We start from the raw sequence: 24879 nt of genomic DNA, 5'->3' as shown, positions 1-24879 counted from the left end.
TGGAGGTTTTGATGAAGCATCTTGCTGCGGCGGTGGCGATCGCGGGTCTAATTCTGGCAGGTTGTGCGCAGCAGCAAGAGACTTCAAGTAAGCCACAGGAGGTCTGTAAGAATCCGCAGCTGGATCTCAAGGAAACCGATCTGGGGGTTCACTTGGCATCCGGGCAGCGAGTACCGCTGATCAAGGACGGACAGAAGACCCAAGAGCTGTACTACTTCGTGGACGTCAAGGAAAACAAGTTCGACCCTTGTGCGCCACTGAGTTACGTGAAATTCCAAGGTGGTAGGGGAGACCTCAACAATGCCAACATGGGGATCGGGCCTACGGAAACCGTCATCTTCTTCCGCTACGGCAAGATGATTCCGAATCAGGAGCCGAGGTTCTACTACGAAGTTTCGGACGTCAATCTGGCCGATAAAACCATTAAGATTGGCGCAGAGCGGAAACATGACTCTTTCGAGATAGCTCGTTATGAGCAGCTCCCTCTCGAGATTTCGCCTGAAGCCGTCACGCATCCCGTGATCCACACAAGTCACGGGGACTACAAGCTTGATCTAAAGCGCAGCAACCCGCCAAGCGATATGGGCAGCGACCTGCCAATGGGCAACGCTAACTTCAAGCCGTGGGATGAGAAGCTGGAGCCACAGACCTACTTGTTCACGGTCCCGATGGATAAGAAGACGACCCTCAAATGTCACATCTCCCGGCAACGGACAATTGGGTTCATCTGTGATACCAGCTTGAGCCCGAGTTCGTCCCTCCCGGCAGTGGATACGGGTCCGGTCAAACAGAATCAGCCGTTGGACCCACAAGGCCGAGCGAACCAAGTAGCGATCAACTTCGCCAGCCCGTCATCTGCTGTCTCCGCGTACTACTCGCCAGGAAAGATGCAACACAAATACGAGGTGGCGGACGAGAAGGTGACGAAGATGCGCGACTACCTAGTGGATACCCGTGGGGACAGCGTGGTGTTTTCCAATGGTTCAGTCGCCTTTAAGGTGAGCGCGGAGTCGATTGAGGAAGTCAAGGACGTGCCGACGCTAGACACTTCCCAGTGGCCTAAGCTTGAGCCTTTCTTCTAGCTGACCGTAAGTAGAATTCGATTTCAGATGGCGGTTTCGGTGCATAAAATGTCGAATTTTACTTAGGGGGTACGAGTAGCCTGGGCACCATGAAGATCCTCATCACGGGTGCCTCTAGTGGCATCGGTTTCGAAGCCGCACAGACCCTCGCTAATAAGGGGCACGAGGTGTGGGCAGTTGCTCGCTCCGTGGACAAGCTCCAGGAGCTTGCGCGTTTCGGCGTCCACACCAAGGCCATGGATGTCACTAGTGCTGAGCAGCGCCATGATGTGATTGAAACCATTGGCACTGTAGACGTGCTGATCAACAACGCCGGTTTTGGTTTCTATGGGCCGATGGAACAGGTCCCGCTCGAGGATGCCAAGTACCAATTCGAGGTCAACGTGTTTGGCCTGGCCGAAATGACAAAACTGGTGATCCCTGGCATGCGCGCGCAGCGTAAGGGTCGCATCATCAACGTCTCTTCCATGGGTGGTCGCATGACCATTCCGTTTGGTGGCTGGTACCACGCCTCCAAGTATGCGGTGGAGTCTTTGTCTGATGCCATGCGCATGGAACTGAAACCATTCGGCATCGACGTTGTTGTGATTGAGCCCGGCGGTATCAAAACTAACTGGGGCATCATCACCGCTGACAATTTGGAACAGAGTAGTGCGAACGGCCCGTACCAAGAAAAGGCAGCGCGTTTGGCAAAGACGCTGCGTAGGAGCTACTCCGGCAAATTGCTGTCGAAGCCGCAGGTTGTGGTGAACGCGCTGGTGAAGGCCGTGGAATTAGAAAAGCCTCGCACCCGCTACACAGTAGGAAGGGGTGCGAAGCTGTTCGTCGGACTGAAGGCTGTGTTGCCGGATCGGGCCTTCGACAAGCTGGTCGCGATGTCTTAGTACTCGATGTGGAGATTGCCGATTCCGTTGTCCACCTTGATGGTGAGCACGTGGCCGTTTCCAGGGTTGTGGGTGCCTGGCTGGCAGTTGGTGTCGCCGATTCCGTTGTTGCATTCGAGTCGAACCGGGACTTCTTGCGGGAGATCGATGTGGACGTTGCCGATGCCGTTATCGACCTTGATGGTGCGGTCCTGGCTTAGTGGAGCAAGCTCCCTCATGTCGAGGGTGAGGTTGCCGATGCCGTTTTCATACATCTTTTGCAGATCAGACTCCGTCCGAACGACGGCGGTGACATCGTCGATGCCCTCGACGGGATCTGTAGAGGTGATCGCAAGGTTTGCCACACCACTAAGGCCGATGACCACCACAGCAGCGGCTACCCAGACCCAACCGTAGGACTTCTTCTTCGGTGCCGGTGGCGCCATGGAGCCAGGTTCCGGCAGGTGCCAGAGTTCAGGGACGGTGCCCAGCGGATCCCACGATGGTGGGGTTGGGGTTTGAAAGCCCGGGGCTGGGGCAATGAGATCGCTGCTAATGCGCGGTGGTTCCGGCTGCTTGGTGTGCAGGAAGTACCAGGCCGCGAAGGCTAGGGCGAGGGAGATAATTGTGCTGCTACCGAACAGGTCGTCGTTGGTGCTCGTGGCGCTAAAACCGAAGACGAGGAGCGCAATAATTAGCCACCAACCGGTCTCTTTTTCCTTCTTGTACTCTTCGCCAAGGTTCTTGGACACCGCCTCAATCGGCGAGTACTGCATGGAATAACGTGGCATGATCAGCCAAGCGACGAGATAGACGCCTAAACCGCCACCGACGAGGCTGGCAGCCACAAATAGGATGCGAACCAGGGTGGGGTCGATTTGGTAACGGACACCGATGCCTTCGCAGACGCCGGCGATCTTTGCGTTGCCGCCCTGAGACGATGGGATGCGGGCGGGGCGGGTGGCCCACATGGTGTTGACTGTATTCGTGTTCATACTTTTATGTTCGCGTACCCTTCCTCCAAAAACATCAGGGTTTCCACCGATTTCAAAGGTTCAGGGTCATGCCAAGATGTAAGTCATGATGTACCCGAAGTTTTTCCGGCCCCGCAACCGCGTGGTGGGAGGTGTGGCCTCTGGCCTGGCTGTGCATTTGCAGCTGGATGTTCTCACCATCCGCCTCGTGCTGCTTGGCTCGTGCCTTTTAGGTGGCCTTGGCCTGGTCTTTTACATGGGTACCTGGATGATGACCAAGCCTGCAACCGAGGAGCAGGAAGCCTCGTGCGTGATCCCGGAGGGGACACAGACTCCTAAGGGCCTCAACCTGGCGTTTGTTATTGGTGGCATCGCGGCTGCGGTCTTGAGTTTTTCCGCCTTCACGGGTTTCCAGGGCTCAACGCTGGTGCCGGCTGTGATCGTCGGCGTGGGCGCGTTGGTGGCCTGGCAGGCCTATGACCAGGGCATTGAGGCGCTGCTGCGGCCTCGCAACATGGTGACCATCATGGTGGGCGTCGGCTTGGTGCTCGCGGGCATTTTCTTCGTCACCATCAACTGGGCCGACCCTGCGGTTTTCGGCGCGACGTTCACCGCTGTCCTGTTCACCATCGTGGGCGCCGCCGTTCTCGCTGTTCCATTGTTGCTGCAGATGTGGCGTCGTTTGACGGAAGAACGTGACCAAAAGGCGAAGGCGGAGGAGCGCGCCGAGATCGCCTCTCGCATCCACGACTCCGTCCTTCAGACCCTGGCCCTCATCCAGAAGCGCTCCGAGGACCCCGTCGAGGTTGCGCGCCTCGCCCGCGGTCAGGAGCGTGAGCTGAGGCAATGGCTTTTCGACGGTAAAACCTCCTCATCCACCACCGTTTCCCAAGCCTTGGAACTTGCCGCCGGGGAAGTCGAGGACCTGTTCGGCATTCGTATTGCCCCGGTCACGGTGGGGGATACCCCGATGACGGAGGAAACGCAGGCTGCGGTGTTCGCTGCCCGCGAGGCGATGGTGAATGCGGCGAAGCATGCGCAGGTCAGCTCCATTGACGTCTATTCGGAAGTGTTCGGTGACCTGGAGATCTTTGTGCGTGATCGCGGGGTGGGCTTCAACATGGCGGAGATCGATGAGGATCGTCATGGGGTGAAGGATTCGATTCTGGGGCGTGTGGAGCGCGCCGGGGGTACGGCTGTGGTGCGGTCGACCCCTGGTGAGGGAACAGAGGTCCACATCACGATGCCAGTAGAATCGAAGGCATGATTCGTGTTTTCCTCGTCGATGACCACTCTGTCTTCCGTTCTGGTGTGCGCGCCGAGATTTCGGGGCAGGTGGAGATCGTCGGTGAGGCTGGTGGCGTAGCCGAAGCCATTGCCGGGATCGCGGAGGCAAACCCTGACGTCGTGCTGCTGGACGTCCACATGCCGGACGGCGGTGGTCAGGCCGTCATTGCTGGCGCTCCAACCCCGCGTTACCTGGCGCTTTCGGTCTCTGACGCCGCCGAGGACGTCATCTCCGTCATCCGCGCGGGTGCCCGTGGGTACGTCACCAAGTCGATCAATGGCGCCGAGCTTGTCGACGCCATCCGCCGCATCCACGAGGGCGACGCAGTCTTCTCACCTCGTCTTGCCGGCTTTGTGCTGGATGCCTTCGCGGCTCCTGATGCCCATGCGGGCGCTGGCGTGGTGGATGAACAGCAGCATGAGCAGCCGGAATTGGTGGATGCGCTGACTCGTCGAGAGTTGGAAGTGCTGCGCTTGCTCGCTCGTGGTTACACCTACAAGGAGATCGCCTCGGAGCTGTTTATTTCCATCAAGACGGTGGAAACGCATGCGTCGAACATTTTGCGTAAGACGCAGCAGTCGAATCGTTATGCGTTGACGCGGTGGGCGCAGCGCTATGACTTGGCGTAAGTCAGTGCACTTGAATTGAGGCCCTGACTTGCGCAATACTATTCCCTGTGACGGGAACAAGTGTTCGAGAGGAAGTGGCGGTCGATCTTTCCGAGTTGAGTCGGGCGGATCGCGTTGCTGTTCTTCGCGCGCGCATGGATGCTGTCGGGGCGGCGCCCGCTCCGGATATTGTTCCTGATGAGGGGATTTCCGCCCCTGAGGGCTTGGGGATAAGTTTCCCGCGCAAGGCGGTGGTGCACTGTAGCAATACGCCAGCCTTTGTGGTTGAAATTGTTCGAACTGCTGTCCGGGATGGGAATTTCGTGGCAGTGGTGGGGTGGCCGGATTTGCTGCTCGCCGAGATTAGCCAGGGCCTGGATAAAGTGGTGACTGTTCCTGACCCGGGCCCCGACCCGCTGAATACCGTGGCCGTGCTGTGTGAAGGCATGGACGTGGTGATCTATCGCTCCGGGGTGCAGCTTGAGCTGTCTCCGGTGCGGGCGCGCCCGTTGCTCGGAAAGCTGCGCAAGGGGAAGGCTGTCTTGCTGTTGGTTAATCTCACCGCGCCGTCCCCGTACCTAGCTATGGATGCCGAGGTCTCGGGTTTTCATGGCATCGGACCAGGTACTGGCCGTATCCGTGGCTTTGATATTCAGGTTCAGCTGCGCATGAAAACGGGTGTGCAGGCGCGACGAGTGCGGGTCGGCGAAGCTGCCCGAACGCAGCTGCGAGTGGTCTAAATGCGGGTCATGGCAGTGTGGTTCCCGGATTGGCCCACGCATGCGGCATCGGCCATGGTGGTTGCGCAGCATCACCGGGTGAAGGCGTGCAATGCGCAGGCGCGCGCCAAGGGGATCAAACGTGGCATGCGGGTGCGCGAGGCCCAGGCTCTGTTTCCTGCGCTCACGCTGGCGGAATGGGATGAGGACCGGGACGCCCGCGAGTTTGAAGTGGTTGTGCTGGAGATGGAAAGCATCGCCCCCAGCGTGGAAGTGCTGAGACCAGGCCTGGTGGTGGTCGATGCCGGCGCGGCCGGGCGATTCTATGGCAGTGAGGACAAGGCAGTGCAACTACTTGCCGATGCCGCTGCTGTTCAGGGCGTGGACTGCATGATCGGGGTAGCGGACGAGATCCCCACCGCGATCATCGCCGCCCGTCAAGGTGCAGCAGTGCCACCACAAGCGAGCAAGACGTTCCTCCGAGAGCAACCCCTAGGGGTATTGCAGGCAGAGGAGGCTCTCGGCTGCGATCCGGAGACCTTGGACGCACTCAGCATGCTGGGGATCTGCACACTCGGGGAACTGGCGGATGTGCCGCCATCGGCCGTCGTCACGCGCTTTGGGCGGGCTGGCATGCGGTGTCAGCGCATCGCGCAGGGGCGGGAGGAGCGAAAGGTGGCGCCGGAGCTTCCCGTCGCTGACTTGCGGGTTTCTTTGACGCCGGAGGAGACAATCACGCGCGTGGATGAGGCGGCGTTCCTGGCGCGCATGTTGGCGGCGAAGCTGCACGAGAAGCTCAAAAGTGCTGGGGTGGTGTGCCAGCGCCTGAAGGTGGTCGCGGAAGCGGACGTGAGCATTGAGCGGATCTGGCGGACGCGGGAGCCCCTCACGGAGGCGGCGACGGCGGATCGCGTGCGGTGGCAGCTTGATGGGTGGTTGAGTGCGCGACAGATTCCGGGGATCGTGACGCTGGCGCTGGAGCCCCTGGAGGTTAGCGCCCCGGATGCGGGGGCGGGACTGTGGGGAGCGTCGGATGAGCGCGCTGAGCAGGCCAGACGCGTGGTGGCTCGGGTGCAGTCCCTGCTGGGTACGGACGCGGTGTTGCAACCGCGGCTGGCGGGTGGGCGTGGCCCCGCGGAGCGCGTTGAGCTCGTCCCGTACGGCGAGGACGCTCCGCCTGAGCGCGCGCCGGGGCCGTGGCTTGGGGCATTGCCGTCGCCCTTGCCGACGCGCGCAGCCAGCCACCCCGCCGCCAAACTGCAGCTTCTCGACGCCCACAGCCACCCCATCCACGTCACCGCGGACGCCATACTGAGCGAAACACCTGCGTGGCTACTGCGCGGGAAAAGGCGCTGGGAAGTCCTGGCGTGGGCCGGTCCCTGGCCAGTGGATGAGCGGTGGTGGGATCCGGATGAGGCGAGAAAGTATGCGCGGCTGCAGCTCGTCGTGCAGGACAACAGTGCCCCGCAAGCCTTCTTGGTGCTGTGGCTTGCGGGGCAGTGGCGCTTGGAGGCGTCGTGGGACTAGTTCTGGTTGAAGTCGATGACCAGGCGCTTCGGGTCTTCGATGAAGGAGACGGCGTACGGGCGACGTTCGCCACGCAGGCCCACGATGAACTGGGAGCGGCCCTCGAACGTGCCTCCAGAAATCACTTCGGCGACGGCTGGGCCTTCGCCGGCTACGGGAGTGAGGTCGTTGGCTTGGAGGCCTAGCTCGAAGGGGTAGGTGGTGCCGTCGATGCTGACGTTGAGGAAGGTGTCACCGTTGACCTTCATCTCCTGGCCGCTGCCCTGTTGGGTAGGCAGTGGGGTGTAGTCCACGTGCCAGCCCGGGGTTCCTTCGCCGGTGAGCTCGATGACAACGCGATCGAAGCCCTCGTGGGTGCCCGCGCGCATAGCCACCGGGACGAGCTTGGCTGGGGCCTCAACGGACTTCGTCTTCATGGTCGGATTGGCCTCGCCAAGTGGGGCGATATCGGATGGGCTGGCAATGCCCTGTTGCTGAATTGAGGAGCCGCCCTGTGAGCCTGTCGCCGACTTTTCATCGTCGCACGCGGAAAGGGCCGTGGCGCTAATGCTCAAAGCGGTCAGCACAGCAGCAAATTGAAGGGTGCGAGAAAAGGCAGTCATACCTTCACCGTAGCGAGTGCGCTTGTCAAAAGGCAGTTTTCAAGGAAAACGTTGCAAAACAGTGATAACACCCGTAACACAGGTAACAGTTAGGCTTACCTTAGTGATTGCGCTACCCTGGGGGCATGAACCCTGAGGTACTGTGCTCTGATCAGCGAGTGGAACCGCTGCCGGGAACCGCGAAAACCGGAACCCTGTTCATCGCGCTCGAGCACGCCCTCGGCTGGAGCCACGACATCATGGACGGCGGAGTCTTCGGGCCAGAACTGACCGCAGAGCTAGCCGACTACCTCAAGACATACGGCGCGAGCCTGCAGCTCATCCGAAAGCCCGGCCGGGAGGGACAACAGCGCGACCGCAGAGTCGTATTCATCGCCGACGTTCGCGCAGGTACTGCCCGTAAACACGTCATCGATCATCCGCGCGAGTTGTTAGGAATAGATCCTCTTGACGGCTCCGGGGAACCCGTCGAGCACCCAGTGATTCTGGTGTGCACCCACGGCAAACGCGACCGGTGCTGCGCCCTCAAAGGCCGACCGCTGGCTGCGCACCTAGAGGAGCAGTTCCCTGGCAACATGGTGTGGGAATCTTCCCACACGAAGGGGCACCGCTTTGCGCCGTCGATAATCGCGTTGCCCTGGGGTTATTCCTTCGGGCGCCTCAACGAGCTCGCGGCGACCGACATGGTCCGCTTCTTCGCCCAAGGGCAGCTGTTCCTGGCCGGCAATCGTGGCCGCAGTTGCTATTCCCGGCCTGAACAGGTCGCTGAGCTGGCCGTGGCGAACAAGCTGGCGGAAGCGGGGGAGCGGGTTGAGCTGGCTTCTTTGAGGATTTCTGGCGGCGAGGTCACGCATGTCGACGGCCGCTGTTGGCAGGTAGATCTTGAAGAACGCGAGGTCGACGGGGTGATTTCCTCGTGCGGGGACGCCCCTAAGCGCGGGAAAGCCCTGGTTGCTGTTGGTGTTAGGGAGCTGGATGCCACTCGCTTAGCTTCTCCAGCAGAATCCGATCGGAATCCTGCTTAGCTGCGCGGTTGCCGTCGATCGTGCCGCCGAGCATCTTTTCCCAGGATGGGCCGAAGCTGGTGATGTCTTCAGCAAATAGGTGGCCGGCGCCGGGGTAGACGTGGGATTCCAGGTTGGGGTTGCGTTCGGAAAGTTTGTGCGCGGCGATATCGCCTGGCCACATGGCGTCTTGGTCTCCGGCAAAAAGTAGGCCATTGCCCTTGAAATTCTCGATTGGGATGCGGGCTTCATCCTTCGGCGGGATGGATTCGTAGATTCCACGGTATCGAACCGGGAGTCCGAGGATCATGCTTCCGAACATTTTCATCGACGGACCAGGTGCCGAATTGCGGAACGATAGGTAAGGAAGTGGCTGGCCACTTTGGGTGAAGGATGACGTTTCTTTCTGCCCAAAGGCAAGGCCCTGATAGGTGTATTCACTCGGCGTGAACAGCACGATATTGTCTATCTTCGCTCCCCGCGCAGCGAGGTTTGCGGTGAGTTCCGCTCCCTTTGAAGATCCGATCACGGTCACTGGTCCCTCCGGAATGAGGGCGCTCACTTCGTCGAAGAACTCCAACGGTACCTCGGCTAGTTCTTGCTGCTGATTCGACTGTCCGAAGAAGAACAGCGCGTACACCTCAAAGCCCTGCTCAGAGAGTTGTTTGGCCCTGCTGTAGTCCGGCGAGCCTTCCGATCCGCCGAAGGTGACAATTGTGCCTTTGTGACGCTTTTCTGCCGGCTGGAAGTGAAAACCGTTGAGGTATTCACCTTCGATGCTGGTGACCTGGGCGTTCGTCTCGTAGGTGGTCTTGTCCCGCGGATTGTCGCCCGGGATGGCGTAGCGTTTGACGTTCACAACGTGAACAACCGCGATCATTGCTACGACAAGGACTATTACGGCCACGATGGATGCTAAAACGGTGAGCAACTTCTTCATGACTCCACACCTTGCAAGGTTGACGTGAGTGGAAAGCAACTACTGTCCAGCATACTTTCAAATGTTCCAAGTTTCACCTTGAAACTTGGAAAGTTTCTGAGTTATGTTTGGAAGTATGAAGCTGAACTCGGGGGATATCACCGCACTTATTGCTGAGCTGCGTGCTCGACGTGGCGATTCCGCGAGCATCGAGGTGAAATCGGCGCAAGGGGGTCTGCCTGAAGACATCGGAGCTACGGTATGTGCATTCGCGAATATGCCTGATGGTGGCACAATTTTACTGGGGATTTCCGAAAACCAAGACTTTGAAATTTTAGGGGTTAAAGAAGCCGCGCAACTCGAAGCAGGGCTAATTTCCGCTGCCAGAATGAGCGTGGAGCCCTGTCCTCACATTGATGCATACGTCGTGCACGTGCGACGGAGGTCCGTCGTGGTTGCCGAGGTTCAAGGGCTTGATCTCTATCGGCGCCCAGCGCGCTACCGCGGAAAAGCATATCTCCGCCAGTCGGATGGAAACTATGAAATTAGTAGCGGTGAACTGGGAATGCTGGAGGCAGCGAAGCTTCATGCCGATGCTTCTGCCAACTTGGATCAGCGTTCGGTAGGAGATACCTCTATCGAAGATCTGGACCCAAATCTCGTTTCCCAATTTCTTTCTGCTGCGCGAACACACATTTCGCGACTCTCAGCCATCACGGATGACGATAAGGTGCTGCGCACGCTGGGGGTTCTCACAGCCCAAGGTGAGGTGACGCTCGCCGGTCTTTATGGCCTCGGCATTCTGCCACAAGGACCACTCCCTTCGCTGGCGGTGACCTGTGCGGTTCGCATGCCGCACGGAAATGACACCAGACTGCGCAATCTTGAAACTTTTCATGGTCCTGTCCCTGATCTGATCCACAACGTCATGCAATGGGTCTTGCGAAACCTAGACGCCGTAGAGCAATACCAGCCGAATGGGCACATGAAGACCATCTATGAGCTGCCTCTTCCGGCTATTCGAGAAGCCGTGGCCAACGCTTTGGTCCACCGGGACCTTGGGCCACTCACCGTCGAAGCTGGCAAAGCTATTGACATTCGGCTCGAACCAAACAAGCTCGTCATCTCCTCACCCGGCGGGCTAAAGACACTGTCCATTGATCAATTGCTGAGCGAGGAACTCACCCGAGCTGAGGTCAACCAACGCCTGTACCGCATTGCCAAACTGGTGACCGATTCCGATGGGAACTCCATCATCGAAGGCGAGGGAGGGGGAATACAGGAAATCCTGCGCCAATGTGAGTCACACGGTGTCCCGGCACCCACCTTTGTGGATTCCGGCGTGAAATTCACGACCATTTTCTGGCGCAAACGCCACGCACACGAACGACCTTCCGTCAGCGCTCACCGCGATCCGATGGACATAGTTCGGCTCGGGAAAAACGCTCCCCTCATCTATGAAGTTGCCAGGAACAAGCGACAAGGATTCTCCTTCCATGACCTGGAGGAAGAACTATCCCTCACGGAATCCCAGATTCGCTACGCCCTGGCGCCACTTCTTAAAGAGGGAATCATCCACCGAGAAGGGGGCCAGGGCAAGCGGAATACCATGTATCGACTATCACCGTAGCATCCCAAAACGCGGCTCTCCTTGCGAATCGTTACCTGCAGGCTATCGACACCAAAGCCAAAAAACGATAACTTTGGAGGTAAGAGAAAGGACTGTCGCATGCACAAATGGAGACTCTGGCTCAGCATCGCAACAGCCATGGTGCTGTTTGTCGCCACAATCACCATCAACTACCTCGCAGGACTCAGCGCAGACGAATCCTACTTCGGTGCCCGCACCTGGCACTACCTAGCCTGGCTCCTACTTCCAGCTTTCCTGCTTTCGCTGGTATGGGTGTGGGTCGAACGGAAAACTAACTCCAGCTAAACCGAAACTCCGGGAACGGCAAGTTAATCGTCTCCAGGTGGTAGAACGCATTCTTGCCGTGCTTGGAGTAGTGATACTCGCGGGCACGCAGCGTCGTCACCGAGATCAAATTGCCAAAGTCCGGCAGAAAGCCCGGCGCGTGGAGCTGTATAAACGGAGTGAGATCGAGGATCCAGGCGTCGCTAAGCTCCTGCAGCTGCGCCGGGTACGCATCCATCGTGGCCACATGCGACATCTTCGTCCGCTGCTCATCGCCGTACACCACCGGCGCGTCCGATAGCAGCTGCACCTTGATAGCGTTGCCGAGGTCGCCACCGTTCAGCGCCCAATACGCCTTATCGACGGCCACAAACACCCGATCACTCGGCCGCAGGCTCACCTGGGTCATCCGCCCAAAAAGATGCGAGGAGAAGAGGCCTGTCGCCTGGCCGTTAACCACCAGTTTGATCGCGCCGGGGCGGAACATCTCCTGCAACGTAGCGTCCCGCTGAATGAGGGACGCAAGGGAATTTGAGGGGTCGAGCAGTTCCGGATTGAAGTTCATTAGACGGGGAACGCTGAGGTCATCGAGCACGTGTGGCTGGTTCTGGCGCAGGAACGCATCCACTTGGCGACGGCTGAACTCAGGCTTCGGCGGGAAGCGGTTCGGCTGCGCCTTGTACAGCTCCTTCTGCAGCGAGCAGGTGTATGACTTATTGCCGCGGGTGTTGTTGCGTTCGATGGGGCAACCGGCGAAGCACAGGTAAAACCAGGGGCATTCTCGGCATTCCTGCGAAAGTGGCTCGTTCGCGGCCTCGTAAAGCTGAATCGTCTTCTCTCCGGAAGCGACAAGTTCCGGCATCCCGAGCTGGGTAATGTTGCCGAACTTCAGATCAGGCTCGGCCTGGCCACGGTGGCACGGGTAGACGTCGCCGTCCTTCTGTGCGAGGAAGTTGTTGGTGCCGCAGTTGATCTGGTTGGTGCAGTAGTCATGGGTGAATTCCTTGAACCACTCGTAGTAGATCGCGCGCTCGAACTTTGTGCCCTTAAAGTGTTCGCGCAGCCTATTCAGGAATTCGACCATTTCTTCCTGTGTGAGCTGCGACTTGTAGTGCGCGTTCGCGCTGTCGTAGGCGAACATGATGTAGAAGTCAGTGCACATGTCAAAGCCCTGCGCGTCGAGCCATTCGATGTTTTCAATGAACTCGTCAATGCGCAGCAAGTGTGGCTTGCCCACCACGCAAGAAATTCCCTTGGGGAAGGGGTAGTCCTTCAGCAACAGGACGTTATCCAATGTGCGCTTGAGCGTGGATTTGCCCTGCTTGGTGGTGCGCAGCTCCTCGTGGAGTGAAAATGGCAGGTCAAAGCTACCGGAGATGGAGACTTGGAATTCCTCGTAGAGCGGGCGTAGGACGTGGAAGTTGTACAGATTCGTCTTGATGTGGATTGGGCTGTGCGTGCGCCGACCTAAGGCTTTGAGCTCGGACTTGAAGCGTTCGCGGTAGTCGAAGTAGGCCTGGAAAAGTTCGCGGAGCACTGGCTGGGGGAGGAGGGAAATCTCGGCGCCGTGGAGGAGGAGCGCGTCGATGAGGATGCCCTGGTGCTCGAGGTGGCCAGCAATAGCGTGGAACTGGGAGATAACGTCGTCGTAGGTGTCGCGGTTTTCTGTAAGGTCACCGAGGTAGCAGTAGCTGCAACCCAAGTTGCAGTACTGGTTGGGGACGAACGTGAGCTTGATTGCCTGATGAAATAACTGCAGGTCAGCCATTATTATTGTTGTTATTGTTGTTATTGTTGTTGTTATTGTTGGAGCCGCCGAAGGAATCTGCAGTGCCACCGCCGCCGGTCCAGCCACGGGTGCGCAGCTCATTGCCGACGATATCGGTCCAACCATCGTTGAAGCCAAGAGCTTCCTGGAACAACGTGTCGTTCGTCAGCGCCTGATCCAGCCGATTCTGAGCAAGCCAACCTTCAAAATTGTTCATCGTCTTTCCTCCCTGACACTTCGCACCTTAACCCACCTTTGGGGCTTTCGGAATACGAAGAGCCACTCTTTCCGGTGCCTCAGGCAAATACTTTGCCTCCACGTACCGCGCCTTGTGGAGAAGCCCCTTTTCGTACTTATCTGCCAGCAACGTTGCTTCCGCAGGAAACTGACGCCCATCAGGCGTAAACACGTTCACGGTGAAATGCAGACGCTCCTTCCCCGGAAACACCAGCCCATCAGACATTTCCTGCACTATCACCGCCCGGGCTGGCTGTCCAAAATAGCCAGCGTTGAGCGTGTGCTGGTCGACACGGCCGTCCCGCACATCCAAGAAGTCATAAAACAACTGTGCGCGCTGAGTAAAAGGCCCATGCGGGACAAACAGCTTGGCGGGCTTCTTCTCCCGATAGATCACCGGTAAGCGCAGCCCTTGGTGCAGGGCGCCGAGGCGCCGCCTACCGACGGGGACGACCAAGGTGCCGTCGAAAAGCGCGCCATCCTCGCCCTCTACCTGCATCTTTAACTCGTAGCTGCGCACGTTTTTCTTCAGCCCCAAGCGCTGGTAGGAACGCACCGTACCGACGCCCACCCGGCCGTCCTTCCAGTACCGGGCGACATTCGTGGGATAAAAGCGCCCGAGGACAGACAACGTGCAAATTAAGAGTACGAAGCCAACGGTAAAGAGGAAAGATGGCTCGGCATCATGAAAGAAGCTGCCCGGCTTAGCGTCGACGGTGAAGACGAACCTCGTCCACCACAGGAATGCCACCACGGCCACAAGCTGCAGGAATGCGATGACGTAGCGACTCATGGAAAGTTACTTCGCTGGCGTTGGAATCTTCACCGCGACTTCGCTGGTGTCATGAGACAGGTATTTTGCTTCCACATAGTTTGCGCTGCGCAGCAGGTCATATTGGGCCTTGTTTAGCAGGACTTTCGCGGTGCTCGGGAACTGTTGCCCATCCGGGGTGAAGACCTGCAAATCCAGAATCCATTGCACGGCTGATCCCTCTCGGTACCCACCTTGGCGCACCCCCTGCACCGTAGCTCGGCACGGCTGACCGCGGTATTTCGCATCAATCGCCACTTGGCTGATGACGCCATCGCGCTGCTGAATGTACTCGAAAAACAGCTGCGCGCGAGCCTTCAACGGGCCGTGCGGAACGAAAAGTTGGGTCGCTTTGGCGGCGCTGAAACACACCGGGATCTTTGTGCCTGGCGCGAGATCGGGGAGGTGTCGCCGTCCCACCTGCGGGTTCATGTTGCCAACAAAAGTGTGGCCGTCTTCGCTTTCAACCTGCATCGTGAGGCTGTAAGTGCGCACGTTGTTGTAGCGGCCACTGTGTGAATAGCGCTGGATGGTGCCCACTCCGACGCGGCCATCGGTCCACTTCTTCGCTTCGTTTTTCCGCCTCATGAACCGGTTAACGACGTAGATAACACCAAGAATGGCCAGAAAGAAGCCCCAGGTGGAGAGGAAACTGCTGATGTGCTCCAGCATGATCGGGTACCCAAGCAACGCCATCACGATGGACACGATGAATGCAGCAGCGAGCGCCGCCACAATGAAAGGAAAGACCTTTTTCATACCTAGACGATAAGACAATTCCTATACTGGGGCACCATGAAACCTGAGTTTCCTATCGTCGAGGCCCTGCCCGAGCTCGCCTACCCCGCAGCCGGCGAGGCCACCCCGGACCCGACGCTGCTCATCCTCAACGAGCCCCTCGCCCGCGACCTCGGCCTCGACCCCAACTGGCTCCGCAGCCCCGACGGCATCGCCTTCCTCCTCGGGCAGCGCGGCGGGTACGCGCTCGCCTATGCCGGACACCAGTTCGGCCAGTACAACCCGCTGCTTGGCGACGGCAGAGCTCTCCTCCTCGGCACCTTTGCGGGTTACGAAGTCCAAGCCAAGGGGACTGGGCGTACCCCGTTTTCCCGTGGTGGCGACGGCCGCGGACCACTGGATGCGATGCTCCGCGAGTACCTGATCTCGGAATACATGCACGCCGTGGGCATCCCCACCACGCGTGCCCTCGCAGTGCTGACAACTGGCCGAAAAGTTCAGCGCCAGCTGGTGGTGCCGGGTGGAGTAGTGGTGCGCGTAGCGCGCTCTCACCTGCGGGTGGGCACTTTTGAATTGGTGCGCAATAACGGCACGGCGGACATGCAATCCCGGTTGGAAGACTATGCCTGGTCGCTCTTCCCCGGTGGAGTGGATGCTGTTGCCCAGCGTCAATGTGACACCGTGGCCGAATGGATGGGCATCGGCTTCGTGCATGGCGTCATGAACACTGACAACACCTCGATTTCCGGGGAAACCCTGGACTATGGACCCTGTGCCTTCTTAGATGCGCACGATCCAGCTGCCTGCTTTTCCTCAATCGACACCCAGGGGAGGTACGCCTATGGTCGCCAACCTGCGATCTTGCAGTGGAACCTCGCCCAACTAGGCTTTGACGGTGACTTTGTTGGGCTCTTCTCCGACGCACTGCAAAAGGTGTTCGCTCGCAAGATCGGAACGTCAGATCCGGCAAAGATCAATGAGTGGTTCGCATCCCTCCCTGGTAAGGATCACACGCTGGCTCACGCCTCCTTAGAAGGGAAGAACCCACAGGTTATCCCACGCAACTTTGTGGTGCAGCGAGCCCTGGACGCTGCCAATGAGGGGGACCTGTCTTTGTTCGAGGCATTGCATGAAGTACTGCAGCGGCCATACGAAAAGCCGCCTGCTGAGTATCAGCAGACGGCCTCAAGCTACGTGACTTTTTGCGGGACCTAAGACCCGGGGCTATCGACGCATGATCTTCTTGGACAGGTAGTTGCCTGCCAGCTGCGCGATCTGGACGATCACGATGATCACTGCGGTTGCTGCCAGGGTCACTTCGGTATCGAAGGAGCGGTAGCCGTAGACGATCGCGAAGTCGCCCAGGCCGCCACCACCGATGTAACCGGCCATCGCAGACATGTCGACGACCGCGATGAACACGAAGGTGTAGCCGAGAATCAGCGGGCCAAGGGCCTCAGGAATGATCACGGTGCGGATGATGCGCCACGGGGAAGCACCCATGGAACGTGCCGCCTCAATCATGCCTGGGTCGATGGAGACGAGGTTCTGCTCGACGATGCGGGCAATGCCGAAGGTGGCTGCCACGGACATGACGAAGGTGGCTGCGTCAATACCGATGGTGGTGCCGATTGCGAGCTTGGTCAGCGGTCCGATGAAGGCGATCAAGATGATGAACGGGATCGGGCGCACGAAGTTCACGATCACGTTCAGCACGGTGTACAGCGCCTTGTTCTGCAGGATTCCGCCGGTGCGGGAGGAGTAGAGCAAGATGCCAATGGCCAGGCCAAGAATGCCGGCGACCACCATGGTGATCGAGACCATGTAAAGGGTATCGATGATGGCGGTGACGAACGAATCGCCGAGGCGATCCCAATCTGCTGCGAGTACGGTCTGGTTCATCGAATGATCTCCTGTACATCAGCGTTGGTCGAAACTGCCTGGTAGAACTGCTCAATAGCCTCGGCAGGGCCGGTCAGCTGAACAGTGACCTTGCCAAAGGAATGATGCTGCAGCGTCGTAATACCGCCGTGAACGATGTTGATGTTCACGCCTGCCTTCGTAGCGTCCGCGGAGGCAGCGAAGAAGCCGGTTTCCTCGGTCAGGTCGATGGTGAAGATGCGACCGTCGCGAAGCTTAAGCTCATCCGATTCCACCATGTCCGGGGTGTTGCGCAGGGAGGTGGCGACGAAGCGGGAGGCGACGTCGGTCTGCGGGGTGGAGAAGACGTCGTAGACGGAACCGAATTCGACGACCTTGCCGGCCTCCATCACGGCGACCTTGTCGGCGATGGAGCGCACAACTTCCATTTCGTGAGTAATCACGACGATGGTGATGCCGAACTTCTTGTTCACCTCGCGGAGCAGGTGCAGCACGTCCTGCGTGGTCTCTGGGTCGAGTGCGGAGGTGGCTTCGTCGGCAAGCAGCAGGCGCGGGTTGGTCGCAAGCGCACGGGCGATGCCGACGCGCTGCTTCTGGCCACCGGAGAGCTGCTCGGGGTAGTGCTTGGCTTTGTCGCCAAGACCGACGAACTCAAGCAGCTCAGCGACGCGCTTTTCTCGCTCAGCCTTCGGAACTCCAGCGAGTTCCAGTGGGTAAGCGACGTTGCCAGCGGCAGTTCGGGAGGAAAACAGGTTGAACTGCTGGAAGATCATGCCGATGTCGCGGCGAACGGTGCGCAGCTGGCGCTCGGAGAGACCGACGACGTTTAGGTCGTCGAGAAGCAGCTCGCCAGAAGTAGCCTTTTCGAGGCCGTTGATGAGGCGCACGAGGGTCGACTTGCCGGCGCCGGAGTAACCGATGATGCCGATGATGTCGCCGGATTCGACGGTGAGGTTGACGTCGTCGAGGGCGGTCAGGGTCTTCTTCCCGGTGTGGAAGGTCTTGGTAATGCCCCGAAACTCGATGCGAGTTCCGGGGCGTTCAGGCTGAGTCACGAGGATCCTTGTGTTACTTCTGGTTGTTCTGGAGACGCTCGAGGATCTTGTTCAGGTCCTCCTTGGAGCGCTTAACTTCCACCGACGTGCCCTTGGAGTCCTCTGCGAGGGCCTTCTGGACAGGCTCGGAGTGGTAGACCTCAACAAGCTTAGCGATCTTCTCGTTGTTCACATCTTCCTGGCGAACCGCGATGACGTTGATGTAAGGCTCGGCCTCAGGAGAGTTCGGGTCATCCTTGAAGATGGCGGTCTTGGCGTCGATGTTCGCGCGCTCGAGGAAGGTGTTGTTCACGATCGCAGGCTTGCCCTCCTTGTACACGGTGGCGGTCTGCGCAGAGTCGACCGGCACAATCTTCACCTTGGAGGCTGCCGTATCGACGTCAGCTGGGGTAGGGGTAATCAGGCCCTCGGTCTTCAGGGTGACCAGACCGGCCTGCTTGAGAACGTTAATTGCGCGGCCCTGATTAGAAGGGTCGTTTGGAAGGGCGACTTCCTGGCCCTCAATGCCATCGAGGGACGTGTGGTCCTTCCAGTACAGCGCCAGTGGCACGATCTGGGTAGAGCCAATGGCTACCAGGTTGTTGCCGGAACCAGCGTTGTGCTGGGCCAGGAACTTAAGGTGCTGGAAGAGGTTAGCGTCCACTTCCTTGTCGTTCAGGGCGCGGTTAGGGGTCTGGTAATCCGCGAACTGCTTGGTCTGGATCTTAACGCCAGCCTTCTCGGCCTCCTGCTCGAAGACCTTCCAGTAACCCATGTCAGCTTCGGTGGTGCCGAGCTGGATAGCGTCCTTATCTGCAGCGCCACGGCCACAGGAGGTAAGAGAGGTAGCTGCCAGGATTGCGGCCAGCCCGAGGGCGGCAGTACGGCGGAGTTTCATTTTCGTTTTGCCTTTCTAGACAGAGCTTTCTATGTAGTGGTGTTTAACTTAGTGTTTCGGGCATGTTTTGTACAGCTTGGTCTAGAAAGCTTGGTCTGTTTTTGGGGCATCGGGTGATGTTTGAGGCGGATAGCCTGCATGTTTAGGGGATGTGTGTCCTTGGTCACAGTGTCGTCTTATTGTTGAACTCGGGGTTTGTGCCGGGCGTTTGGTGTTTGACGAGTTTGTTTGGACGAGGTTTCGAGGTTGCTTCTTCCATGGCTGTCACGGTTCCTGCAATCTTCGTCTAAACAGCTTCGTCAAAGTCGTCGGTGGGGCTGGGTGAGAGGGTGTTTGACGAGTTTGTTTGGACGAGGTTTCGAGGTCGCTTCTTCCATGGCTGTCACGGTTCCTGCAATCTTCGTCTAAACAGCTTCGTCAAAGTCGTCCGTGGGGCCGGGTGAGAGGGTGTTTGACGAGTTTGTTTGGACGAGGTTTCGAGGTCGCTTCTTCCATAGCTGTCACGGTTCCTGCAATCTTCGTCTAAACAGCTTCGTCAAAGTCAAACGCGACCGCCGAAAGCACATCACCCAGACAAGCAAAAGTCCGGCCGACGATACGCCGACCGGACGATTGATTGAGCGGGATTACTGGAACATGCCTCGGAACCAGGAGGTCAGGGCAATCCAAGGGTTGCTGCTGGAGCCACCGATGAATGGGATGTGGCCGAAGAACTGGAAGATTGCTGCCAGTGCCGGGATGAACAGCCACAGGGAGCTGAAGCTGAAGGTCTTGCCGGTTTCGTTGTCGGTCCAGGAGGAGCCGATTGGGCCGATGTCCAGCGTGTAGTCCGTGTCCTTTGGAGCCAGGGTGGTGGTGATCGTTTCGGTCACCACTGGTACTGGGACTCCGCCTTCGTCGACCACAGAGGTCTGGGTCGTGGTGGCCACTGCGGTGGTCTCAACGATCTCGGTCTCGGTGACGACGCTGGTTGGAGTCACGGTGGTGGTGGAATCCTCGGCAGGTGCCGTGCTGGTCACAACGACCACGCCAGGGGTTTCGGTCACGGTCTGATTTGGCTCGGAAACGATCTGGGTCTGTGTCACAGGGGCCTGTGGGACGGTCACCTTGGTGGTCTTGGTGACGGTCACAGGAGCAGGAGCGTCGGTGACAGTCACTGGAACCAGGGTCTGGGTGACAGCGTCCTGAGTCTCAGTCACGGTGACAACTGGTGCCGGCTGCGTCTCAGTAACCACGACGTTTGGCTCGGTGGTCGTTTCAACAGCGGTGGTCGTCGCGCTGACGGTGGTCACTACCGTGCCGCCATCTTCGATCACGGTGGAGGTCTCTGGAGCTGCAGTTTCAGTCACGGTGGAAGGTACGACAGTTGGCTCACCAATGGCGGTCTCGGTCACGGTGACTGGGGCACCAGTGGAGGTAACCGACTCGGTGGTTGCCGGTGCCGTGATGGTTTCCGTAGCGGTCACGGTGATCGGCGCGACCACAGAGGTCGAAGTCTCGGTCAGGGTGACGGTTGCAGCAGGAGCCGTGGTCTTCGTCGTGGAGGTAACTACCTCGGTGACAGGCTGCACGCTGGTCTTGGTGACGGTCTGAGTCGAGGTCACTACCTGAGTTGGGGCAGTCACGGTGACAGCCGGTGGGGTGGTGGTGACGGTCTTGGTGGTCGTGGAACCTGGGGCAGTGGTGCCCGGGGCCGTAGTGGCTGGCGTGGAGGTTGCCGGTGCGGAGGTGGTTGGGACGGTGGTGCCGAGCACCTTGGCGACGGCTGCGCCCACATTCAAGATGCCCGCGCCAATTGGCTTGGCAGAGGTATCCTCAGCGAACGGCATGGACGTACCCTGCAGAACCTGCATGATCTCGTCGTTGGTGATGCCAGGCTTTGCCTGCTTCAGCATTGCGACTGCGCCTGCCACCATTGGGGTGGCCTGCGAGGTGCCATTCTGAGAACCGTAGGTTGGGTTACCTGGGGTGGTCGTGCTGTCGGACACGGCAGACCACACACCGAAGTCGTGGATGCGATACGTGGAGTTCTCTGCGAAGTGGTCGCCACCTTGTGCAGCGATGTCGACCTCTGGGCCGTAGCTGGAGTACCAGGCGCGCTTACCGTTAGGGCCCACAGCACCGACGGTGATGACGCCTTCACAGCTGGCTGGCTTGTACCACAGGGCCTCATCATCGGAATTGCCTGCAGCGGCCAGAACCGTTGCACCCTTGCTGTTTGCAAAGGCGATGGCGTCGATAAAGGCCTGGTCGCGGATGCACTTGCCCTGCGCCCCCATGGACAGGTTGATAACAGAAGCTGGGTTGTTGTTCTTAGGCAGACCAGCGACGTCGCCACCAGCAGCCCAAACCATGGCGTCGGTCATGTCGGAGCCAAGACCGCCACAGCGTCCCATGACGCGCAGAGGAAGAATCTTGGCATCTGGAGCCATGCCTGCAACGCCCTGACCATTGTTGGTGACTGCAGCGGCGACACCAGCGACGTGGGAGCCGTGCCAGGAGGAATCGGAAGCAAGACCGTTGCCACATTCGGTGGCACCGTTCCAGTTGCCTTCGTCCTGTGGATTGTTGTCGCGGCCGTCGCCATCACGGGAAATGGTGGCGTCAGAGATCATGTCGTAGCCCGGCAGCACCTTGGAGTCGAGATCTGGGTGCTTGGTGATGCCGGTGTCGATGACGGCGATCGTCTGCCCCTGGCCGGTGACACCGAGGTCCCAGGCCTTATCTGCGTCTGCGCTGTACTCGCCAGGAATGACGATATTTTCCTGGTCGGAACGCACTTCAGCGTCGTGAAGGTTCCACTGCTTGGCGTACATTGGGTCGTTTGGAGCAGCCATCGGGAAGACCCACGAGTCCTGCTGGGCGTATTCGACGCGAGGGTCGGCAGCCAAGCTGTCGAGGAAAGCATCTGCTTCTTCGACGGACAGGTTGTGATCCATCTTGATGGCGCGGGCGCCGTCGTGGAGAACCTTGACGGTTTCAGCGCTAGCGGAAGCCTCGGAGGCAGCCTTCTGCAGGCTGTCTTCCTGCTGCTCGGCGCTGATGTGCATCATGCCATTGTCGCGGTACTTCACAATGAAGCGTTGCAGACCGGCTGGGTTATTTGGGTTGAGTTCGTGCTCAACGTGGCCTGGGGTGAGCTCCTGCGCCACAGCAGTTGGCATAACCAACATGGAAGCAGGTACCGCAATCACCGAGGCCAGCGTCAGGAGTTGACGATGGAATGTCGTCCGTGAGTTTCCGATCAACATGATGGTTGGCACGGATCCTTTCTTGAAATGAAGCATGGAGAGTTTTTCAGATGATTAGCGGAACAGGCCGCGGAGGTTGTTCAGAACTGCAGCCCAAGGGTTAGCGGAGGAGCCCTCTGCAGAACCGGTCTGGCCACCGAAAGTGCCAAGGAAGATGAACAGTGCCGGGATCAGGAGGAAGAGGGACTTCCAGCTAAAGAAGCCGTTCGAGGAACCACCGTCGCCAATGACGACGCCTGGGTCCGGATCGCCGATCTGCTCGATCACGGTCGTGGTGGTCACTGGTACCTCGCCACCGTTGTCATCAACAACAGTGGTTTCGGTGACAGTGGTGTGCAGCGTCGAGGTGACCTCGGTGACTGAAGTTTCGGTTACTGGAGCTGCAGTAACGGTGACGTCTGTGCCGCCAGGGGTGGTGACAGCAGTGCTGGTCTCCGGTGCAGCAGTGACGGTCTCGGTTGCACCTGGAACCGTGGTCTTTTCGACGACAGTTCCTGGAACGCCAGTCACCGTGGAGGTGACAACTTCCGTGATGGTCTGCTGAACAGGAGTGGTAGTCACGGTGGATGGCGTGATGGTCACGGTGCTTGGAGCAACAGTGGTGGTGACGGTCTCGGCAGGCTCAGTGGTCTTCACCGTGGAGGTCTGGCCAGGAACAGTGTTGGTGCTGGTCACAGTCTCAGTCTCGTGAACGGTGGAGGTAACTGGGTCCTTCGTCTCAACAACAGTTGCGACAGGAGCAGTCATGGTCACGGTGGTTGGCTCCACGATGGTTGGGCCAGCAGCCGTGGTGGTCTCCGTCAAGGTCTGGCCAGGAGCAACCTCGGTCGTCGTGAAGCTATCGCCCGGAACCGTGGTGGTGACCGTCTTAGTGACAGTGGTTGGGCGGGCGTCGATGACGGTGGTCTTGGTGACCGTGACAGGGGCAGGCTCGTTGGTTTGGGTGACCACGGAGGTAGCCGTGGTGGTCTCGGCGACGGTCTCGGTGGTCAGCTTCGTGGAAGTCACGGTCACTGGAGCTGGGGTCACGGTGGTGCGAGGCGCAGGAGCCGTGGACACGGTGGTTACGGTTGTGCCAGGAGCAGGAGTGCCAGGCTGAGTGGTTGCAGGAGGGTTCTGCATGACGTACTCGATGGCAGGCTTGGCATTGATGATGCCGGCGCCCATACCGAAGGTCTCCACCTTCTTGGCAGTCTTCTGGATGGCTTCAGTAGCCAAGGTGACGTCCAGGTCGGGGCGGGCTTCCTTCATCAGGGCAACGATGCCCGCGACCAGTGGAGCGGCCATGGAGGTGCCGTCGTAGAACTGGTAGCTCGCATTCGCAGGATCCTGCGTACCGTCATTCAGAGTGGACAGGAAGCCACGCTTCGGGTCCTTCTTTTGGGTCATGTCGGAGTAGTCGATGTAGTTCTGGTCGCCGCCAGGAGCGGAGATTTCGACAACGTTGCCACGGTTGGAGTAGGACGCCTTGCTGCCGTCTGGGCCGGTAGCAGCAACGGTGATGACGCCGTCGCAGCTAGCAGGGGAGTAGTTGGCGGCATCGAGGTTGTCGTTGCCAGCGGAGACCACGAGGATCTTGCCGAGGGCGTTGAGCTCATCGATCGTGTCCTGGTAAGCAGGGTTTGCGTAGCAGGCGTTCGGGGTGCCAAGAGACATGTTGATCACGTCTGCAGGCTTAGCGTTTACAGGTGCTCCCGGAACGGAAAGGCCGCCGGCCCATGCCATGCCGTCGATAATGTCGGAGGTTGGGCCACCACACTTGGACAGGGAACGAACCGGAATGATGCGCGCGTTTTCTGCAACACCGGTCACGCCCTGGTTGTTGTTAGCGGTAGCTCCGACGATGCCGGCAACGTGAGTGCCGTGCCAGGTGGAAGGCTTGAATTCCTTTGGCTTGCCGGTGCCACATTCGTTGGCGTTTGCCCAGTCACCCATATCGTGTGAATCAGCGTCGCGACCGCTGCCGTCGCGGGCCTTGGTGGCATCGGTGACGAAGTCGTAGCCACCGGAGATGTCGACATTCTTGGCGAGATCGGGGTGATCGGTGATGCCGGTGTCCACGACGGCGACGGTCACGCCGTTACCGGTGTAGCCAAGATCCCACGCAGGCTCAACGCTGGCGCTGGCAGGCTTGTCATGCATTGGCCACTGATCTGGGTACTGCGAATCGTTACGGGTGGCGTGTGGGTAGTTCCAGGTATCTACCTGCACGTATGCCACGTCAGGGCGCTGGTTCAACGTGTCCAGGAATGCTGCGGCTTCCTGTGGGGTGAGGTTCTTGTCCGTTGCAACGACGGAAGCGCCATTGTGCATGCGTCGCACTTCTGTTGCTCGGGTTCCGGCCTTCTCAGCAGCTGCGGTCAGGATGGACTCGCGCTCTTCGGAGGCGATGCGTGCCATTCCTTCATCAGGGTTCTTGTAGCCGATGATGAACTGCTGAGCCATGCCGTCCACATCCATCTGGAGGTTGTCGGCGGTGATGCGCATCTTTGGGGTTTCGATGCTTTCTGCTGGGGCTTCTTGGGCCTGTGCAGGAACTGTTAGGTAGCTAAATGGGATAAGCGTTGCGCATAGCACCGCTGTCAGCCGACGGCGTCGGCCCGAGTGGATGTGAGACATGATCTGACGACCAAGTTCCTTTCAATGTGAACACACGTGGGGACGCCTTGAGAAAAGTGGTGTGATGCGGTGCCTGCCTAGCGGGCTACCTAAGAAATACAGCGTCTAAAAGGAATAGTAACTAAGAAATCACAAGTTGGA

General features: G+C 59.0%; 22 protein-coding genes. 10 read left to right on the top strand and 12 right to left on the bottom strand.

The window, feature by feature from the left end; translation table 11 throughout:
* Window positions 1–11: 11 nt before the first annotated feature.
* Together WG939_RS04525 and WG939_RS04520 are read left to right on the top strand one after the other, a co-directional pair.
* Window positions 12–1082 carry a hypothetical protein gene (locus tag WG939_RS04525; RefSeq protein ID WP_339983112.1) on the top strand — a complete coding sequence of 357 codons (1071 nt, stop codon included), beginning with the start codon at window positions 12–14 and terminating at the stop codon, window positions 1080–1082.
* 89 nt (window positions 1083–1171) lie between these two features.
* Complete coding sequence (locus tag WG939_RS04520; protein WP_339983109.1) at window positions 1172–1966, top strand: oxidoreductase; 795 nt, start codon at window positions 1172–1174, stop codon at window positions 1964–1966.
* Here WG939_RS04520 and WG939_RS04515 read toward each other — a convergent pair.
* The gene (locus WG939_RS04515) at window positions 1963–2940 is read right to left on the bottom strand and encodes a PspC domain-containing protein (RefSeq protein ID WP_339983106.1); all 978 of its coding nucleotides are present in this window, start codon (window positions 2938–2940) and stop codon (window positions 1963–1965) included. The two genes, WG939_RS04520 and WG939_RS04515, sit on opposite strands and share 4 nt — an antisense overlap.
* Window positions 2941–3025: 85 nt before the next feature.
* Here WG939_RS04515 and WG939_RS04510 point away from each other — a divergent pair, with 85 nt between their 5' ends.
* From WG939_RS04510 to WG939_RS04495, 4 genes are read left to right on the top strand one after another with little or no spacing between them, the layout of a single operon-like run.
* Entirely contained in the window at window positions 3026–4186 is a 1161-nt protein-coding gene (locus WG939_RS04510; protein ID WP_339983103.1) for a PspC domain-containing protein, read from the top strand.
* A complete protein-coding gene (locus WG939_RS04505; protein WP_339983740.1) occupies window positions 4186–4836 on the top strand; it encodes a response regulator transcription factor in 651 nt (216 codons plus the stop codon). Before WG939_RS04510 ends, WG939_RS04505 begins: the two co-directional genes overlap by 1 nt.
* A gap of 47 nt (window positions 4837–4883) precedes the next feature.
* Window positions 4884–5555, top strand: a complete 672-nt coding sequence (locus WG939_RS04500; RefSeq protein WP_339983101.1) for a hypothetical protein — start codon at window positions 4884–4886, stop codon at window positions 5553–5555.
* A gap of 9 nt (window positions 5556–5564) precedes the next feature.
* Window positions 5565–7061 carry a Y-family DNA polymerase gene (locus WG939_RS04495; RefSeq protein WP_339983099.1) on the top strand — a complete coding sequence of 499 codons (1497 nt, stop codon included), beginning with the start codon at window positions 5565–5567 and terminating at the stop codon, window positions 7059–7061.
* Here the strand turns inward: WG939_RS04495 and WG939_RS04490 are convergent.
* Window positions 7058–7663 (bottom strand): AMIN-like domain-containing (lipo)protein, encoded by a 606-nt coding sequence (locus tag WG939_RS04490; RefSeq protein WP_339983097.1) that lies wholly within the window; start codon window positions 7661–7663, stop codon window positions 7058–7060. The two genes, WG939_RS04495 and WG939_RS04490, sit on opposite strands and share 4 nt — an antisense overlap.
* A 125-nt stretch (window positions 7664–7788) precedes the next feature.
* Here WG939_RS04490 and WG939_RS04485 point away from each other — a divergent pair, with 125 nt between their 5' ends.
* Window positions 7789–8688 (top strand): sucrase ferredoxin, encoded by a 900-nt coding sequence (locus WG939_RS04485; protein ID WP_339983095.1) that lies wholly within the window; start codon window positions 7789–7791, stop codon window positions 8686–8688.
* Here WG939_RS04485 and WG939_RS04480 read toward each other — a convergent pair.
* Window positions 8627–9607 carry an alpha/beta hydrolase gene (locus WG939_RS04480; protein ID WP_339983092.1) on the bottom strand — a complete coding sequence of 327 codons (981 nt, stop codon included), beginning with the start codon at window positions 9605–9607 and terminating at the stop codon, window positions 8627–8629. The two genes, WG939_RS04485 and WG939_RS04480, sit on opposite strands and share 62 nt — an antisense overlap.
* Window positions 9608–9722: 115 nt before the next feature.
* On the opposite strand from WG939_RS04480, the gene WG939_RS04475 reads away from it, so the two are divergent.
* Together WG939_RS04475 and WG939_RS04470 are read left to right on the top strand one after the other, a co-directional pair.
* Window positions 9723–11216, top strand: a complete 1494-nt coding sequence (locus tag WG939_RS04475) for an ATP-binding protein (RefSeq protein ID WP_339983089.1) — start codon at window positions 9723–9725, stop codon at window positions 11214–11216.
* A gap of 99 nt (window positions 11217–11315) precedes the next feature.
* Window positions 11316–11522, top strand: a complete 207-nt coding sequence (locus WG939_RS04470) for a hypothetical protein (RefSeq protein WP_339983087.1) — start codon at window positions 11316–11318, stop codon at window positions 11520–11522.
* Here the strand turns inward: WG939_RS04470 and WG939_RS04465 are convergent.
* Genes WG939_RS04465 through WG939_RS04450 form a run of 4 tightly spaced genes read right to left on the bottom strand, consistent with a single transcriptional unit; the run spans window position 11509 to window position 15076 of the window.
* Complete coding sequence (locus WG939_RS04465; protein ID WP_339983085.1) at window positions 11509–13269, bottom strand: radical SAM protein; 1761 nt, start codon at window positions 13267–13269, stop codon at window positions 11509–11511. The two genes, WG939_RS04470 and WG939_RS04465, sit on opposite strands and share 14 nt — an antisense overlap.
* Window positions 13262–13486: a hypothetical protein gene (locus WG939_RS04460; RefSeq protein ID WP_339983083.1), complete on the bottom strand. Its 225-nt coding sequence runs from the start codon at window positions 13484–13486 to the stop codon at window positions 13262–13264. Before WG939_RS04460 ends, WG939_RS04465 begins: the two co-directional genes overlap by 8 nt.
* Window positions 13487–13513: 27 nt before the next feature.
* Window positions 13514–14299 (bottom strand): hypothetical protein, encoded by a 786-nt coding sequence (locus WG939_RS04455; RefSeq protein ID WP_339983080.1) that lies wholly within the window; start codon window positions 14297–14299, stop codon window positions 13514–13516.
* A 6-nt stretch (window positions 14300–14305) separates the two neighbouring features.
* Window positions 14306–15076, bottom strand: coding sequence for a hypothetical protein (locus WG939_RS04450; RefSeq protein ID WP_339983079.1), 771 nt, complete (start codon window positions 15074–15076; stop codon window positions 14306–14308).
* A 36-nt stretch (window positions 15077–15112) separates the two neighbouring features.
* Here WG939_RS04450 and WG939_RS04445 point away from each other — a divergent pair, with 36 nt between their 5' ends.
* A complete protein-coding gene (locus tag WG939_RS04445) occupies window positions 15113–16270 on the top strand; it encodes a protein adenylyltransferase SelO family protein (RefSeq protein WP_339983076.1) in 1158 nt (385 codons plus the stop codon).
* 9 nt (window positions 16271–16279) lie between these two features.
* Here the strand turns inward: WG939_RS04445 and WG939_RS04440 are convergent, their stop codons facing one another.
* From WG939_RS04440 to WG939_RS04420, 5 genes are all read right to left on the bottom strand, one after another.
* Window positions 16280–16957 (bottom strand): methionine ABC transporter permease, encoded by a 678-nt coding sequence (locus WG939_RS04440; protein WP_339983073.1) that lies wholly within the window; start codon window positions 16955–16957, stop codon window positions 16280–16282.
* Window positions 16954–17991, bottom strand: coding sequence for a methionine ABC transporter ATP-binding protein (locus WG939_RS04435; RefSeq protein ID WP_339983071.1), 1038 nt, complete (start codon window positions 17989–17991; stop codon window positions 16954–16956). The genes WG939_RS04440 and WG939_RS04435 overlap by 4 nt, the downstream gene beginning before the upstream one ends.
* 13 nt (window positions 17992–18004) lie before the next feature.
* On the bottom strand, window positions 18005–18868 hold the full coding sequence (locus tag WG939_RS04430) for a MetQ/NlpA family ABC transporter substrate-binding protein (protein WP_339983068.1): 864 nt from the start codon (window positions 18866–18868) through the stop codon (window positions 18005–18007).
* Between the two features lie 626 nt (window positions 18869–19494).
* Window positions 19495–22119, bottom strand: coding sequence for a S8 family peptidase (locus WG939_RS04425; protein ID WP_339983066.1), 2625 nt, complete (start codon window positions 22117–22119; stop codon window positions 19495–19497).
* Between the two features lie 54 nt (window positions 22120–22173).
* Complete coding sequence (locus WG939_RS04420) at window positions 22174–24738, bottom strand: S8 family serine peptidase (RefSeq protein WP_339983064.1); 2565 nt, start codon at window positions 24736–24738, stop codon at window positions 22174–22176.
* Between the last annotated feature and the right edge of the window lie 141 nt (window positions 24739–24879).

Origin of the sequence: Corynebacterium sp. H130 (assembly GCF_037572395.1) — a bacterium.
In the GTDB taxonomy this organism is placed as follows: Bacteria; Actinomycetota; Actinomycetes; order Mycobacteriales; family Mycobacteriaceae; genus Corynebacterium.
The sequence above is the reverse complement of the archived record's forward strand: the minus strand, read 5'-3'. Positions and strand labels throughout refer to the sequence as shown.

Bases quoted from the DNA above. Each gene is read 5' to 3' on its own strand.
- WG939_RS04510 (WP_339983103.1), top strand. From the start codon at position 3,026: ATGATGTACCCGAAGTTTTTCCGGCCCCGCAACCGCGTGGTGGGAGGT.
- WG939_RS04460 (WP_339983083.1), bottom strand. From the start codon at position 13,486: ATGAACAATTTTGAAGGTTGGCTTGCTCAGAATCGGCTGGATCAGGCG.
- WG939_RS04470 (WP_339983087.1), top strand. From the start codon at position 11,316: ATGCACAAATGGAGACTCTGGCTCAGCATCGCAACAGCCATGGTGCTG.
- WG939_RS04420 (WP_339983064.1), bottom strand. From the start codon at position 24,738: ATGTCTCACATCCACTCGGGCCGACGCCGTCGGCTGACAGCGGTGCTA.
- WG939_RS04525 (WP_339983112.1), top strand. From the start codon at position 12: ATGAAGCATCTTGCTGCGGCGGTGGCGATCGCGGGTCTAATTCTGGCA.
- WG939_RS04465 (WP_339983085.1), bottom strand. From the start codon at position 13,269: ATGGCTGACCTGCAGTTATTTCATCAGGCAATCAAGCTCACGTTCGTC.
- WG939_RS04445 (WP_339983076.1), top strand. From the start codon at position 15,113: ATGAAACCTGAGTTTCCTATCGTCGAGGCCCTGCCCGAGCTCGCCTAC.
- WG939_RS04440 (WP_339983073.1), bottom strand. From the start codon at position 16,957: ATGAACCAGACCGTACTCGCAGCAGATTGGGATCGCCTCGGCGATTCG.
- WG939_RS04515 (WP_339983106.1), bottom strand. From the start codon at position 2,940: ATGAACACGAATACAGTCAACACCATGTGGGCCACCCGCCCCGCCCGC.
- WG939_RS04490 (WP_339983097.1), bottom strand. From the start codon at position 7,663: ATGACTGCCTTTTCTCGCACCCTTCAATTTGCTGCTGTGCTGACCGCT.
- WG939_RS04495 (WP_339983099.1), top strand. From the start codon at position 5,565: ATGGCAGTGTGGTTCCCGGATTGGCCCACGCATGCGGCATCGGCCATG.
- WG939_RS04480 (WP_339983092.1), bottom strand. From the start codon at position 9,607: ATGAAGAAGTTGCTCACCGTTTTAGCATCCATCGTGGCCGTAATAGTC.
- WG939_RS04425 (WP_339983066.1), bottom strand. From the start codon at position 22,119: ATGTTGATCGGAAACTCACGGACGACATTCCATCGTCAACTCCTGACG.
- WG939_RS04455 (WP_339983080.1), bottom strand. From the start codon at position 14,299: ATGAGTCGCTACGTCATCGCATTCCTGCAGCTTGTGGCCGTGGTGGCA.
- WG939_RS04475 (WP_339983089.1), top strand. From the start codon at position 9,723: ATGAAGCTGAACTCGGGGGATATCACCGCACTTATTGCTGAGCTGCGT.
- WG939_RS04520 (WP_339983109.1), top strand. From the start codon at position 1,172: ATGAAGATCCTCATCACGGGTGCCTCTAGTGGCATCGGTTTCGAAGCC.
- WG939_RS04430 (WP_339983068.1), bottom strand. From the start codon at position 18,868: ATGAAACTCCGCCGTACTGCCGCCCTCGGGCTGGCCGCAATCCTGGCA.
- WG939_RS04485 (WP_339983095.1), top strand. From the start codon at position 7,789: ATGAACCCTGAGGTACTGTGCTCTGATCAGCGAGTGGAACCGCTGCCG.
- WG939_RS04450 (WP_339983079.1), bottom strand. From the start codon at position 15,076: ATGAAAAAGGTCTTTCCTTTCATTGTGGCGGCGCTCGCTGCTGCATTC.